The organism is Lysinibacillus sp. NPDC094403 (assembly GCF_050278745.1).
GTDB lineage: Bacteria > Bacillota > Bacilli > Bacillales_A > Planococcaceae > Lysinibacillus.
The window spans coordinates 36,634-50,314 of the sequence record NZ_JBNNTL010000005.1 but is presented as its reverse complement, the minus strand read 5'-3'; the positions used below and the strand labels follow the sequence as shown (position 1 = coordinate 50,314).

The window sequence follows — 13,681 nt, the reverse complement described above, 5'->3', positions numbered from 1 at the left end:
AATAACATGGATTTAAAGCAATACGTAACGACGGTTGAAAACTGGCCGAAAGAGGGCATTAGCTTCAAAGATATTACAACAATTATGGATAACGGTCCTGCATACAAATATGCAACAGATCAAATTGTAAGTTACGCAAAAGAATTAGGTGCAGAAATTGTGGTAGGTCCTGAGGCTCGTGGCTTCATTATCGGATGTCCAGTTGCTTATGCACTTGAAATTGGTTTTGCGCCTGTTCGTAAACCAGGAAAATTACCACGTGAAGTGATAAGTGCTGACTACGGTCTTGAGTACGGTAAAGATACGCTAACAATGCACAAAGATGCGATTAAACCAGGTCAAAAAGTATTGATCTGTGATGATTTACTAGCGACAGGTGGTACAGTTGAAGCGACTGTACGTTTAATTGAAGAATTAGGTGGTCAAGTTGTTGGCTGTGCATTCCTTATCGAGTTAACAGAGCTAAACGGACGTGCAAAACTTGGCGACATTAACATAAAAACACTTATTGAATATTAATAACTATTGGATACTTGCTAAACGAATTAGTTGATTGTTGTGGAGATTGAACACCTCTCAGGAAAGTGCTCAGATGGAACAGAAATCTACCCTTCGTTTTCAGGAGAGCTATAATTTATTTAATCTGGCACCTTAAAGTCATCGGCATAAAGTACTTCAATAATATGAAAGCGTCACATTTTTGTGGCGTTTTTTTATTTATATAGAGATTAATCGATATAGTAAGGTAGTAGTAACAATTTAAATTCTAAAGTAGGGGAGAGTTAGCTTTGTCATATTATGTAATTGATGCTTTTACAGAAACAAAATTTGGTGGTAATCCAGCAGGTGTAGTGATCCATGAAAATTTAGACGAAGAATTTATGCAGAAATTTGCTGCAGAAGTTCGTTTTTCAGAAACAGCATTTATTAAAAAAATAGACAATGAAAATTTTGACATAAAGTTTTTTACACCTACTGCACAGGTTGAACTTTGCGGACATGCTACTATTGCATCCTTCAAGGCATTATTAGACAGTTGTGCTATTGAAGATAATAATACATATTTTATGAAAACACTCGCCGGCACACTTGCTGTTGAAGTGAACCAATCATTTATAATAATGGAGCAAGCTGAACCTCAGTTAGGAAAAATATTCGATGATTATGATATTTTGTCTGACCTTTTCAAAATTGGTAAAAGTCAAATAGGAGATATAAATTTCAATTTAGTGCCCCAAGCTGCAAGTACTGGTCTTTGGGATATAATGCTTCCAATAAAAACAAAGGATGATTTATATGCCTTAAATCCTGATTTTAAAGCACTTGCTGAATATACAAAAATCAATAAAGTGGGGGGCGTTCATGCATTTACACTCGACACAAAAGCAGGGATAGCAGAGAGTAGAAACTTTTGCCCACTCTACGGTATTGATGAGGAAGCCGCAACAGGTACTTCAAATGGGGCGTTAACCTATTATCTTTTTCATAACCACATACTAAATGAATTTAATAAAGAGTTCTTATTTCTACAAGGGTATAGTATGGGGAGACCTTCTAACATCATGACAAAATTAATAAATAAAAATAATCCGAGAGTTATGGTAGGCGGGAAAGCAATTATCTTGTCAAAAGGGGAACTATGCTAGGGTGACTTCTCACCATATAACCAAACAGAATGGATTTATAACAGCAACGCGATTATATATTTGCACATGTTAACACTATGTTTTTACATTATAAATTAGAGAGACGTGCCAGAAGATGCACGCTATGTGAATGGGTTGATTGAAGCGGCTCATCGGACGCCCCCAGGAAGCTTTGCTCTGTGCGAAAGCGAAGCGACAGCAACAAAATGTTTTATCGGTGCGAAAGCGAAGCGACAGCAACAAATGTTTTATCTGTGCGAAAGCGAAGCGACAGCAACAAATGTTTTATCTGTGCGAAAGCGAAGCGACAGCAACAAAATGTTTTATCTGTGCGAAAGCGAAGCGACAGCAACAAAATGTTTTATCTGTGCGAAAGCGAAGCGGCAGCGATAAAAGCGCTCAGTCGGAACGGAAATCAACACTCGTTTTCCCGAAGAGCCATACTTACTTAATTTCATTGGCATATTAGTTCTACAACAACTTTAAGAATCCATTTTGATCAATTTTTTTCAAAATGGATTCTTTTGTTTAGGTTCGTTTATTTATTCTTCATCATAAGATTGAATTATTTTTTGAATAGTTTTCAATGTTTCATAAAAATCCTCGTATTTCTCTAAGCCTATATCATTAATAATTCTTTCTTGGATATCTTCCCAAATTGGAGCAGCCTCGGTTAATTTTTCGATCCCTTTATCAGTTAGTGTAATGACCTTTGTTCGAGCATCTTGCGGATTTTTTGTTAAATCTACATAGCCATTTTGCTTTAACACATTGATATTGCGTGTAATGGTTGTTTGATCAAGTAGCAAAATTTCACCTAGTCGACTTATAGAGACAGATTGTTGATGTGCAATATTTGCTAGCATTGAATATTGTGTAACTTTTAAGCCAGTGGGCTGAAGTAATTTATCGTACAATTGTGTCACGACTCTAGTTTTTTTTCGAAGGTTTGCACATACACATATTTGTGTGTAATCTATATTCTTCATTTCTCCGTACTCCTTTTCGATTTATTTTATTAAGCTGGAAAATGTTTCTTGACAGTGATAAAAGCGATTACTAATATTATATATGTATATACATATATTTTAAAAGGTATTTACTCTATTAATATATGCATATACATGTATATTGTTCTGTAATCTTTCTCATTAAAGAGTTCTTAAAAAATTTTCCGAGAAATGAAGGTGTTACGATGAAGCGTATTCATTACAGTTGGTTTATTTTAGTCATAACATTTTTTTCAATTATTGTTGCAGGTATTACAATGTCGTCATCAGGCGTTTTTATAGGTTCCTTTGAAAAAGAATTTAATTGGGATCGATCTTTAATTGCTTTAGCTTTTGCAGTTAGTCTATTTTTATATGGGTTTTCAGGTCCATTTATGGCGGCATTACTAGAAATAGCCGGTTTAAAGAAAATGATGCTAGGTGCGATGGCTACATTATTCATTGGCATGACGCTAACGCTTTTCATGACTCAAGCATGGCATTTAATCATTATATGGGGAGGCATTATTGGCTTAGGAGCGAGTCTCTTTTTAACTGTGTTAAGTCCTTATGTCGCTAATCATTGGTTTGTGAAAAGCAGAGGATTGGCCGTAGGGATTTTAACGGCGAGTACAGCAACAGGGCAGTTAATTCTCCTACCATTATTGGCCATTATTATTGAGCATTATTCTTGGAGATGGGCGATAGGGTTGATTCTCATCTTAAGTGTTATTATGTTCATCGCTATTTTTATGTTTATCAAAAATAAGCCACAGGATATTGGGTTGCTTCCTTATGGAATGGAAGAAAATCTGGAAATACATCAAGAGAAATATAAGAAAAATCCGATTAGTATTGCCTTTAACGGCTTATTTGAAGCTATAAAGGTGAAAGAGTTTTGGTTATTAGCGGGAAGTTTTTTTATTTGTGGACTTTCAACTAGTGGGTTAGTTGGTACTCATTTTGTTTCTTACTGTATTAGCTTTGGCGTTCCTTTAGTAACCGCTGCATCCTTCCTTTCATTTATGGGAGTATTTAATCTCCTTGGTACGACTTTGTCAGGATGGTTGTCTGATCGTTTTGATAATCGATGGTTATTGTTTTGGTATTATCTTTTAAGAGGTACGTCACTACTTATACTCCCATATGCATTAATGCAAGGCTCGCTCTCTCTACTGACAATCTTTACAATATTTTATGGATTAGATTGGATTGCAACGGTGCCTCCAACGATTAGTATTTCTAGACAAATTTTTGGTACAAATAAAAGTAGTATTATTTATGGGTGGATTTTCGCATCTCATCAGGCAGGAGCTGCAGTTGCTGCTTATGGTGGTGGCCTCATCTATCAGTTTTTCAATTCATATACTTGGGCTTTTTTCCTTGCAGGGATTTTTTGTGCGTTGGCAAGTTTATTTGTCATCATCGTGAAAAAACAAACTCCTCATTATGCCAATACTTGATAATAGGCTATTCGATTTTCCTTTGGGCGCAATTCTAGCTTTCGTCGGTTCTCGAAATTTTATAAGCGATCGGTATTTAGCAGCATCGAGCCGACGTTCCTCCGATTTGTTTCCGTTGTCGTTTCGCTTTCGACAAAAAACATTTGTTGCTGGCGTTTCATTTTATCAAGATAAATTAGAGTGACATGCCAGAAAATGCATACTAAGTGAAATGGTTGATTGGAGTGGAGGCTGGGCGACTCCTTGGGGATTAGTGAATAGAGGAACGAAGGCTAAAATCATCACGTCCTGTGATAACGCCTTCGTGACCAACATCGTGTTGGCCCGAGACCCTGCAGCGAAGCGAAGCGGCTCATCGGACGCCCAAAGGAAGCTTTGCTCTGTGCGAAAGCGAAGCGACAGCAACAAATGTTTTATCTGCTCGAAAGCGAAGCGTCAGAGACAAAGCGCCCAGCCGGAACGGAAATCAACCCCACGTTATGCTGAAAAGCCATACTTTATTTAGTAAAGCATCAAATTTCATTGAATCAATAGTTATAACAACATGTAGTTGAAGCCAATATTATATCGGCTTCAACTTTTTCTTTAAAAACTTTTTGACTTATTTCAAACAAAAGTTTATAATGTAAACAAATATAACAAAAGGTGATGCTATGAACGAAAGAGAACAGGCGGTCCTTGCATTAATTCGCCAGAATCCGTTTATGTCTCAGCAAGAGATGGCGGATAAGATGAATTTGTCTCGACCAGTCCTTGCTAATTTAGTGTCGAGCTTAACGAAGCAGGGGAAAATTGTCGGTCGTGCTTATATTTTGCCCGAGGAAAATGAAATCATTTGTATCGGTGGAGCAAATCTTGATCGAAAATTTCATGTAAAAGGGAATGTACAGTTTGGTACATCCAATCCTGCTAGCTCTTCATTTAGTGTAGGTGGTGTTGGCCGAAACATTGCTGAAAACTTAGGCAGATTAAATCATCAGGTTACATTACTGACTACTGCCGGTAAAGATGCTGATTGGCAAGTGATCCAAGAAGCTTCAGAGCCATTTATGAATTTACGTTATGTGGAGCAGCTACCTGACACTTCGACTGGTTCCTATACTGCAATTATGGATGAGCAGGGTGAGCTAGCACTAGCAGTAGCAAATATGGAAGTATATGATCTTTTATTGCCAAGTTTGCTAAAAAAACATGAGGCAATGCTGATGAATGCAGGATGCTTTATTATGGACTTAAACTGTCCAAAGGAAACTGTTGCTTACATACAGCAGGTTGCAATTGCCCGTGACATTCCATTTGTCATCGTACCGGTATCTTCGCCAAAAATGAATCGATTACCGGATACGTTACAAGGTGTAACATGGTTTATTTGTAACACAGATGAAGCTGAGACGATTGTAGGTCATAAAATAGAAAACTCAGCACACTACGAAAAGGCTTTACAGGAAATTCTTAAATTAGGTGCTGAACATGTAATTATTACAGCGGGTAGCAAGGGTGTGTATGCAGCTTCCACTACAACGAAGCCAAGTCATTTCGCAGCAAAAGCTATTGAAAAAATTGAAGATGTGACAGGTGCAGGAGACGCCTTTGTCAGTGCTGTAATTCATAGCTGGCTAACTGGGCAATCCTTTGCAACATGTATTGATGCAGGCTTAACGAATGCCAAAAATACGCTTGCATCCCCATATACAGTAAGACCTGAGCTATCAGTTGAATTGTTAAAAAGTGAAATGGAGGAATAACAACATGAAAGAATTCATCGTATTATCAGAAGAAGTAAAAGCAGGACAAGCAAAAGGTTTACCAATCGTAGCATTAGAATCAACAATCATTTCTCACGGAATGCCATATCCACAAAATGTACAAACAGCACGTGAAGTAGAACAAATTGTTCGTGATAATGGTGGAGTACCAGCGACAATTGCATTAATCGACGGTAAAATTAAAATTGGTTTATCAGATGAAGAACTTGAAATGTTCGGTAATGCACAAGGTGTAGCAAAAGCATCTCGTCGCGACTTAGGTTATCTTTTAGCATCAAAAAAATTAGGAGCTACAACTGTAGCTGCAACAATGATTTGTGCGGAGCTAGCTGGTATTGAAATTTTTGTAACTGGCGGTATCGGCGGGGTACACCGTGGTGCTGAAACAACAATGGATATTTCAGCAGATTTAGAAGAATTAGCACAAACAAATGTTGCCGTAATTTGTGCGGGTGCTAAGTCTATTTTAGATATTGGTTTAACTTTAGAATATCTTGAAACAAAAGGTGTACCAGTCGTTGGATATGGTACAGATGAGCTACCAGCATTCTATACACGTCAAAGTGGTTTTGATGTAAACTTCAAGATTGATACACCAGAGGAAGTGGCAGAAATGCTACGTGCAAAATGGCAATTAGGCTTAAAAGGCGGAGCTGTCATTGCTAACCCAATTCCAGAGTCTGACGCGCTTGAGCATTCATTCATTACGGGAATCATTGAAAAAGCTCTAGTAGAAGCAGAAGAAAACGGTATTCAAGGTAAAAACGTGACACCGTTCTTACTTGGAAAAGTTAAAGAATTAACAGAAGGTAAAAGCCTTGAAGCCAATATTGCATTAGTAAAAAATAATGCAGTAGTTGGTACAAAAATTGCTGTAGCATATAATAAATAAGCTAACAACTATGATACGAGAAGAGAGACCCTATGCCAATATTGCATCCGCATAGGGTCTTTTTGTTCATTTCTGAGAATATTTTTCCCTTTTTTCACATTGTTCACGAGAATAACTAAACAAAATGACACAGTTACTTTACAATAGCCCACAATATTTTATACAATTAAGTTTATATCTAATCTGAAAAATTTGACGAGCAAGGTGGACATGTTATGGCGAAAGAGCAAATTTTGACTCCCGAGGACGTTTTTGAGTTAGTCAAATCCTACATGAATGATGAAAATGTCGCATTCGTGAAAAAAGCATATGAATTAGCAAGGGATGCCCATATTGAGCAATTCCGAAGCTCAGGTGAACCGTATATTATTCACCCGGTACAAGTAGCTGGTATTTTAGCTGAATTACAAATGGATCCTGAAACAGTTGCGGCAGGTTTTTTACATGATGTTGTCGAGGATACGGATTTTACGCGCGACGATTTAGTTCGTGAGTTCGGCGAAGAGGTCGCAATGCTTGTAGACGGTGTAACAAAGCTTGGGAAAATTAAATATTTATCTAAAGAAGCGCAACAAGCAGAAAATCATCGAAAAATGTTTGTAGCCATGGCGCAGGATATACGTGTCATTTTGATTAAACTGGCAGACCGTCTACATAATATGCGCACGTTAAAGCATTTACCAGCAGAAAAACAACGCCGTATTTCTAAAGAAACGCTTGAAATTTTTGCACCGCTTGCGCATCGTCTAGGGATTTCGACTGTTAAATGGGAGCTTGAGGATACAGCACTTCGTTATTTAAATCCACAGCAATATTATCGCATTGTCAGTCTTATGAAGAAAAAACGTGATGAGCGTGAAGCATATTTAGACAATGTAATGGCTGAGATGAAGTCACAGCTTACAGAAGTTGAAATTGAAGCGGATGTTTATGGTCGCCCAAAACATATTTACAGTATTTATCGTAAGATGGTGTTACAAAAGAAACAATTCAACGAGATTTATGATTTATTAGCCATTCGTGTACTTGTCGATAGTATTAAAGATTGCTATGCCGTACTTGGGATTGTGCATACATTATGGAAGCCGATGCCTGGACGTTTTAAAGACTATATTGCGATGCCAAAACAAAACCTATATCAATCACTGCATACAACAGTAATAGGTCCTTATGGTGACCCATTAGAAGTACAAATTCGTACGAAGGAAATGCATAAAATTGCCGAGTACGGGATTGCAGCGCATTGGGCGTATAAGGAAGGTAAAAAAGTTGATAATGAAAAACAAAATGTCGACCAAAAATTAACGTGGTTCCGAGAAATTTTAGAATTCCAAAACGAATCTTCGAATGCTGAAGAATTTATGGAATCTTTAAAATTTGATTTATTCTCTGATATGGTCTATGTATTCACGCCAGAAGGAGATGTCATTGAATTACCAGCAGGCTCTGTACCTATCGACTTCGCATACCGTGTGCATTCAGAAGTTGGAAATCGTACAATTGGCGCGAAAATCAATGGTAAAATGGTACCCCTTGATACACCGTTAAAAACGGGAGATATTATTGAAATTTTAACTTCTAAGCAATCATTCGGTCCGAGCCGTGATTGGCTAAAAATAGCCCAATCCTCACAGGCGAAAAATAAAATAAAGCAGTTTTTCAAACGTCATCTTCGTGAGGAAAATATCATCAAAGGTAAAGAGATGATAGAAAAAGAAATCCGTGCACAAGATTTTGACGTAAAAGAAACAATGTCAGCGGAAAATTTGAAGCGTGTGTGCGAAAAATTTAACTATACAAATGAAGAAGATATATATGCTGCTGTTGGTGTGAATGGAATTACAGCTCAGCAAGTTGTTAATCGTCTAGCGGAAAAACGTCGCAAAGAGCGTGAACAGGAAGAAGCGCTTGAGAAAATTGAACAAAAAATGAAAAACCCTATTCCACAAAAACGTACGGAATCGGGTGTTATCGTAAAAGATATCGACAATATGCTTATTCGACTTTCGCGTTGCTGTACGCCAGTTCCTGGAGATGAAATTGTAGGCTTCATTACGAAAGGTAGAGGTGTTTCAGTGCACCGTGCAGACTGTCCAAATATTCAAATTGATGATGAGCAGGAGCGCTTAATAGAAGTTGAATGGGAACACGGACTTACTCCAGAGAAAAAAGAATACCCTGTCGATATTGAAGTTTCAGCCTTCGACAGACCTGGAATTTTAAATGAAATCATGCAAATTGTTAGCGAAACGAAAACGAATATTTTAGCAGTGAGTGGTCGTGCAGACCGCGATAAAATGGCAACGATTCATTTAACGATTTCGATTTCAAATATTTCGCATTTGCATAAAGTAGTGGAACGTATTAAGCAAACGCCTGATATATATTCAGTACAACGTGTTATTAACTAATTGTCTACTTTACTAAAAATGGTTGGACAATAGCAACTTTATTATGTACAGAGAAATCTTCTGGTGCATTCAACGAAAGAATTGAGGTTTTAAAGAATGAAAGTTGTTTTACAACGCAGTAAAGCAGCCTCTGTTACGGTTGACGGAAAAGTAACGGGAGCCATTGATAGCGGTTATGTTCTTCTAGTTGGCATTACACATGAGGACACGCAAGAGGATGTTGAATATTTAGCAAAAAAAGTAGCTAATCTCCGCCTTTGGGAAGATGCTGATGGAAAAATGAATCATTCCATTTTAGAGCATGGAGGGGCTATTCTATCCGTCTCACAATTTACTTTGTATGGAGATGCAAAAAAGGGAAATCGTCCAAGTTTTACAAGTGCAGCAAGACCAGAAGTTGCGGAACCGTTATGGGAGGCTTTCAATAATGCCTTACGAGCACATGGTTTACATGTGGAGACGGGGATATTTGGTGCAATGATGGATGTTGCACTTATAAATGATGGCCCGATTACAATACTTCTTGAGTCTAAATAAATGGTACATTTCCTTTAATTCCTTCATACATTAAATAGTATGGTTAGTTTTGTAGGAAGGAAGTGTCTCGCAGATGACGCAACTAGGAAGCATATCAAATCCATATTTATACGAAACTCTTAACATGATGATTGATCAGCCTATTGTAGTACAAACTGAGAAAATTATCCAGCAAGGGAAGTTGATCTCTGTATTACCTGAGGATATCGTAGTAGAAGTTAGCCGTAGCCCGTTCTTCATTCGTATGGAGGAAATTGTATGGGTTACATTGGCAACGAGAAAAAAATAAGTGTGCATAAGGACTTCTAAACTCATTTAATGTGAGTTGGGGGGTCTTTTTCTTTTGCGTGTGTAAAATATTTGATGGTGAGCACTGTAAATAAGAAATGCAACTAGGGGGCGGCCAGCCTCCACGAATCAACTTACATACATTTCTCAATCTCATAGTTGACTGATAATAATAAATAAGCTGCAAGGGAAGTACAATTCTACTTTCCTTCGCAGCTTATTTTAGTGAAAATTTACCTAGCATTAACCGTCCGTATTAGCCCGATTGGAGAAAACTAAGAATCCGTGGGGTGAAGAAAACCCCACGGATTCAAGTTTCACTTTATTGATTTTCGTTAAAGTAATTTAAGATGCCTTGATAGATGCCGAGAGTAGCTTGTTCTCGGAATTTAGCGGTTGTAATAACACGTTCCTCACTACCATTACTTAAGTAGCCTAGCTCAATGAGGACAGCTTTTTGACGATTTTCTCGTAGAACCAAATAATTTCCTTGTTGAGTACCACGATTCTTTAAATCTATTTTATTTGTGAGTCCCTGATTTATTGCCTCTGCAAGACCCTGTTGATTACTATTCATATAATATGAGGTAAAGCCATTTATGGAGCTATCGTCTGTTGCATCATAATGAATGCTGATAAAAGCGTCTGCCTCGTACTGGTGCGCAATTGATACGCGTTTACGGAGTGCAACATATTCATCTGATTCTCTTGTCATAACAACATTTGCTCCAGCTGCACTCAACTTTGAAGCAAGAAGAGATGCCGTTTTCAAGGTGATTTCCTTCTCATCTGTTCCACGTTGTCCTGTAGTGCCGTGATCATTTCCACCATGTCCAGCATCTACAACAATAGTTAACCCATTTAAAGTGCCTTTCTTGCGTGGTTCGGATTGTTCCTTTTTTATAGTAGTAGTAGCTTTACTCGATGAAGTAGTAGTAACGACCCAGTTCGCCACAAATGCAGTTTTGTCATCTACTTGTATTTCATAAAAATTATCTTTAGCGCCTACAATAGGGTATGTTTCACCAGCATCTACACGTTTGACAACATCAGCAGCTGTTGTTGCATCTGTCCGTAGGTTTGTCCCGTTATAAATGATTGTGACAGATTCAAGCTCTGAGGCAGAAGAAGAAGATTTTGATGTCGATTTTTCTATATTTGAAAAAGTACCATAAAAGCTATAAATCCAGCCTGCTTTTTTATCGTTATATTGAATTTGTACCCAGTTATGCTCTTGAGCCAGCACTTTAAAGGCTTGTCCTTTTGAAACAGTTCCTATTTTTTTAGCATTTAAGTCTGATTTTTGGCGAACATTAAGTCCATCCACTAAAACTGTAAACGTTGTATCTTTGTTGATTTGTTTGGTAGATACTTCTACTTTAGGTTCATCAGCCTCAGCCTTAACCTTTTTTTCAGGTAGGTCATTGATTGTAACATAGTCAGTAGATACCCAACCTACTAGTCCATTCCAATCTATTTTCGCCCATTCGCCATTTTTTTCAATAAGTTTTGCTTGGTTGCCTATTGATAATTGTCCAAGAACTGCTGAAGATACGTCAGGCTCAGTACGGATATTTAGACGATCGACTTGTGAAATCAACGTTTTATCAATCGTTTGTGTATCGTTTATTGAAGCTGTTAGCCAAGATGCTACCCAACCTTCGTAATCGCCTGCTTTTACTTGAATCCAATCGCCCTCACGACTAATAGAAGTTAGCTGATCACCCTCATCTAATATCGTAATGATTGGATAAGACAGTCCAGGTCCCTCACGTAAATGAAGAATCGTTCCAGTTACTTTTAAATCACTGGTGTCGGCTAGTGCTCTTTGAATATTATTCATATTTGGAATCGCAATCATTAGCACTAGTACTAAGATGATTATAATATTTAAAAGTTTTGTCCTCATCAGATTCCTCCTATCTTGTGCTATTTTACCATGCTTTTGTAATAAAATTCGTGGGAAAAAGGTAATGGAATTTGTTATTATAACGAATGTATTGTAAAAAAAACAAAAATAGTTGACATTGCCTTTTGTTGTGACTAACATAAAGGGTAATCAAAAAATGATTAATCGCTTATGACCAAGCAAGTAGCGTATACCTCTATTGGAGAAGAGAGGGAGAGACCTAGGCTGAAATCTTTCCTACAAAAATGTATTTCGTGAACAACACTTGAGAGGCTTTTTTCTGAAAAGTAATGCTTAGTAGGAAAAAACGGAATCGGCCGTTATCCGATCAGGAGGAGGACGCATGTACTTGATGCGTCAACTAGGGTGGAACCGCGGAAGCTTTGTATAGCTCTCGTCCCTTGCATTATGCAGGGGATGAGGGCTTTTTTTATGGACAAAAGAATGAGAGAAGTCCAGAAGAAGCTTGCTCATAAGCAATTTATAAAGGAGGTATTTATATGAGTTTTAAAGTGCCACGAGGGACACAAGATATTTTGCCGGGTCAATCAGAAAAATGGCAAAAGATAGAAGCGATTATCCGTGATATCTGTCGTGTCTATCGCTACAATGAAATTCGCACACCAATTTTTGAGCAAACAGATTTATTTGCACGTGGTGTCGGTGAGACAACAGATGTTGTTCAAAAGGAAATGTATACATTTGAAGATCGCGGTGGCCGTTCGTTAACATTACGTCCGGAGAATACAGCTGGAGTAGTTCGTGCTTATGTTGAGCATAAAATGTTTGGTGCACCTGATCAACCGGTAAAGCTTTCATATATAGGACCAATGTTCCGTTATGAACGTCAACAAGCAGGGCGCTACCGTCAATTTGTTCAATTTGGAGTAGAAGCAATTGGCTCAGCTGATCCAGCTATTGATGCGGAAGTTATTGCACTAGCAATGGATGTCTATGAATCAGCAGGTTTAAAGGATTTAAAATTAGTCATTAATTCACTTGGCGACAAAGAAACACGTGATACACACCGTACAGCATTGCTACAACACTTCGAACCACATATTCATGAGTTTTGTTCGGATTGCCAAAATCGTTTGCAAAAAAACCCGCTGCGCATTTTGGACTGTAAAGTAGATCGTGAGCACCCATTAATGGAATCTGCACCTGCATTAACTGATTTCCTAACAGAGGAGTCGGCAACATATTTCGCTCAAGTTAAAACGTATTTAGATACACTTGGAATTTCGTATGAGGTCGATCCAAATCTTGTAAGGGGTCTTGATTATTACAATCATACGACATTTGAAATTATGTCAACGGCTTCTGGCTTTGGAGCAATTACTACACTTTGTGGTGGGGGTCGCTATAATGGCCTTGTGCAAGAAATAGGTGGACCGGAAGTACCAGGTATCGGTTTCGCATTGAGTATTGAGCGTTTATTGCTTGCGCTTGAAGCTGAGGGTGTTGAATTGGACACAGCATCAGGACTTGATGTCTATATGATTGCTATGGGCGAAGAAGCGAAGCTAAAAACGGTTGAATTAACAAGTACCTTCCGTGCAAAGGGCATATCTACGGAGATGGATTATTTAGATCGCAAAATGAAAGCTCAAATGAAATCCGCAGACCGTTTAGGTGCAAAATATACGATTGTTTTAGGTGAAACAGAACTTGAAGAACAAGTAGCTACTGTTAAGCATATGGAATCAGGTGAACAACAAAAAGTAGCGTTCTCAGAATTAGTGAACTACCTATTAAAACAATAAACCCTTTATATTCA

The 13,681-nt window shown here is 37.9% G+C and carries 12 protein-coding genes and 1 other annotated feature; of the genes, 10 read left to right on the top strand and 2 right to left on the bottom strand.

Annotation, left to right across the window (positions count from 1 at the left end):
* Positions 1-6: 6 nt before the first annotated feature.
* The 3 genes from ACQKMV_RS10155 (at position 7) to ACQKMV_RS10145 (ending at position 2,039) form a co-directional block, all read left to right on the top strand.
* On the top strand, positions 7-519 hold the full coding sequence (locus ACQKMV_RS10155; protein WP_100546089.1) for an adenine phosphoribosyltransferase: 513 nt from the start codon (positions 7-9) through the stop codon (positions 517-519).
* Between the two features lie 269 nt (positions 520-788).
* Positions 789-1,646 (top strand): PhzF family phenazine biosynthesis protein, encoded by an 858-nt coding sequence (locus ACQKMV_RS10150; RefSeq protein WP_427503748.1) that lies wholly within the window; start codon positions 789-791, stop codon positions 1,644-1,646.
* A 126-nt stretch (positions 1,647-1,772) separates the two neighbouring features.
* Complete coding sequence (locus ACQKMV_RS10145) at positions 1,773-2,039, top strand: hypothetical protein (RefSeq protein ID WP_427503747.1); 267 nt, start codon at positions 1,773-1,775, stop codon at positions 2,037-2,039.
* A gap of 149 nt (positions 2,040-2,188) precedes the next feature.
* On the opposite strand, the gene ACQKMV_RS10140 is transcribed toward ACQKMV_RS10145, so the two are convergent.
* Positions 2,189-2,635 carry a MarR family winged helix-turn-helix transcriptional regulator gene (locus ACQKMV_RS10140; RefSeq protein WP_427503745.1) on the bottom strand — a complete coding sequence of 149 codons (447 nt, stop codon included), beginning with the start codon at positions 2,633-2,635 and terminating at the stop codon, positions 2,189-2,191.
* A gap of 206 nt (positions 2,636-2,841) precedes the next feature.
* On the opposite strand from ACQKMV_RS10140, the gene ACQKMV_RS10135 reads away from it, so the two are divergent.
* The 6 genes from ACQKMV_RS10135 to ACQKMV_RS10110 all read left to right on the top strand — a co-directional run bounded on the left by ACQKMV_RS10135 (position 2,842) and on the right by ACQKMV_RS10110 (position 9,993).
* Positions 2,842-4,098 (top strand): MFS transporter, encoded by a 1,257-nt coding sequence (locus ACQKMV_RS10135; protein WP_427503744.1) that lies wholly within the window; start codon positions 2,842-2,844, stop codon positions 4,096-4,098.
* A 653-nt stretch (positions 4,099-4,751) separates the two neighbouring features.
* A complete protein-coding gene (locus tag ACQKMV_RS10130) occupies positions 4,752-5,843 on the top strand; it encodes a carbohydrate kinase (RefSeq protein WP_427503742.1) in 1,092 nt (363 codons plus the stop codon).
* Positions 5,844-5,847: 4 nt separating this feature from the next.
* The gene (locus tag ACQKMV_RS10125) at positions 5,848-6,756 is read left to right on the top strand and encodes a pseudouridine-5'-phosphate glycosidase (protein WP_387082190.1); all 909 of its coding nucleotides are present in this window, start codon (positions 5,848-5,850) and stop codon (positions 6,754-6,756) included.
* Positions 6,757-6,971: 215 nt separating this feature from the next.
* Entirely contained in the window at positions 6,972-9,167 is a 2,196-nt protein-coding gene (locus tag ACQKMV_RS10120) for a RelA/SpoT family protein (protein WP_427503741.1), read from the top strand.
* A gap of 96 nt (positions 9,168-9,263) precedes the next feature.
* On the top strand, positions 9,264-9,704 hold the full coding sequence (gene dtd / locus ACQKMV_RS10115; protein ID WP_427423336.1) for a D-aminoacyl-tRNA deacylase: 441 nt from the start codon (positions 9,264-9,266) through the stop codon (positions 9,702-9,704).
* Between the two features lie 73 nt (positions 9,705-9,777).
* A complete protein-coding gene (locus tag ACQKMV_RS10110; RefSeq protein WP_427503740.1) occupies positions 9,778-9,993 on the top strand; it encodes a DUF2642 domain-containing protein in 216 nt (71 codons plus the stop codon).
* A 321-nt stretch (positions 9,994-10,314) separates the two neighbouring features.
* Here the strand turns inward: ACQKMV_RS10110 and ACQKMV_RS10105 are convergent, their stop codons facing one another.
* The gene (locus ACQKMV_RS10105) at positions 10,315-11,901 is read right to left on the bottom strand and encodes an N-acetylmuramoyl-L-alanine amidase (RefSeq protein ID WP_427503739.1); all 1,587 of its coding nucleotides are present in this window, start codon (positions 11,899-11,901) and stop codon (positions 10,315-10,317) included.
* A gap of 162 nt (positions 11,902-12,063) precedes the next feature.
* Positions 12,064-12,306: a binding site (T-box leader), on the top strand.
* A gap of 95 nt (positions 12,307-12,401) precedes the next feature.
* On the opposite strand from ACQKMV_RS10105, the gene hisS reads away from it, so the two are divergent.
* A complete protein-coding gene (gene hisS, locus ACQKMV_RS10100; RefSeq protein WP_427503738.1) occupies positions 12,402-13,667 on the top strand; it encodes a histidine--tRNA ligase in 1,266 nt (421 codons plus the stop codon).
* Positions 13,668-13,681 lie beyond the last annotated feature (14 nt).

Coding starts and splice junctions, on each gene's coding strand:
- ACQKMV_RS10125 (WP_387082190.1), top strand. CDS start 5,848: ATGAAAGAATTCATCGTATTATCAGAAGAAGTAAAAGCAGGACAAGCA.
- ACQKMV_RS10120 (WP_427503741.1), top strand. CDS start 6,972: ATGGCGAAAGAGCAAATTTTGACTCCCGAGGACGTTTTTGAGTTAGTC.
- hisS (WP_427503738.1), top strand. CDS start 12,402: ATGAGTTTTAAAGTGCCACGAGGGACACAAGATATTTTGCCGGGTCAA.
- ACQKMV_RS10135 (WP_427503744.1), top strand. CDS start 2,842: ATGAAGCGTATTCATTACAGTTGGTTTATTTTAGTCATAACATTTTTT.
- ACQKMV_RS10130 (WP_427503742.1), top strand. CDS start 4,752: ATGAACGAAAGAGAACAGGCGGTCCTTGCATTAATTCGCCAGAATCCG.
- ACQKMV_RS10110 (WP_427503740.1), top strand. CDS start 9,778: ATGACGCAACTAGGAAGCATATCAAATCCATATTTATACGAAACTCTT.
- ACQKMV_RS10140 (WP_427503745.1), bottom strand. CDS start 2,635: ATGAAGAATATAGATTACACACAAATATGTGTATGTGCAAACCTTCGA.
- ACQKMV_RS10105 (WP_427503739.1), bottom strand. CDS start 11,901: ATGAGGACAAAACTTTTAAATATTATAATCATCTTAGTACTAGTGCTA.
- dtd (WP_427423336.1), top strand. CDS start 9,264: ATGAAAGTTGTTTTACAACGCAGTAAAGCAGCCTCTGTTACGGTTGAC.
- ACQKMV_RS10155 (WP_100546089.1), top strand. CDS start 7: ATGGATTTAAAGCAATACGTAACGACGGTTGAAAACTGGCCGAAAGAG.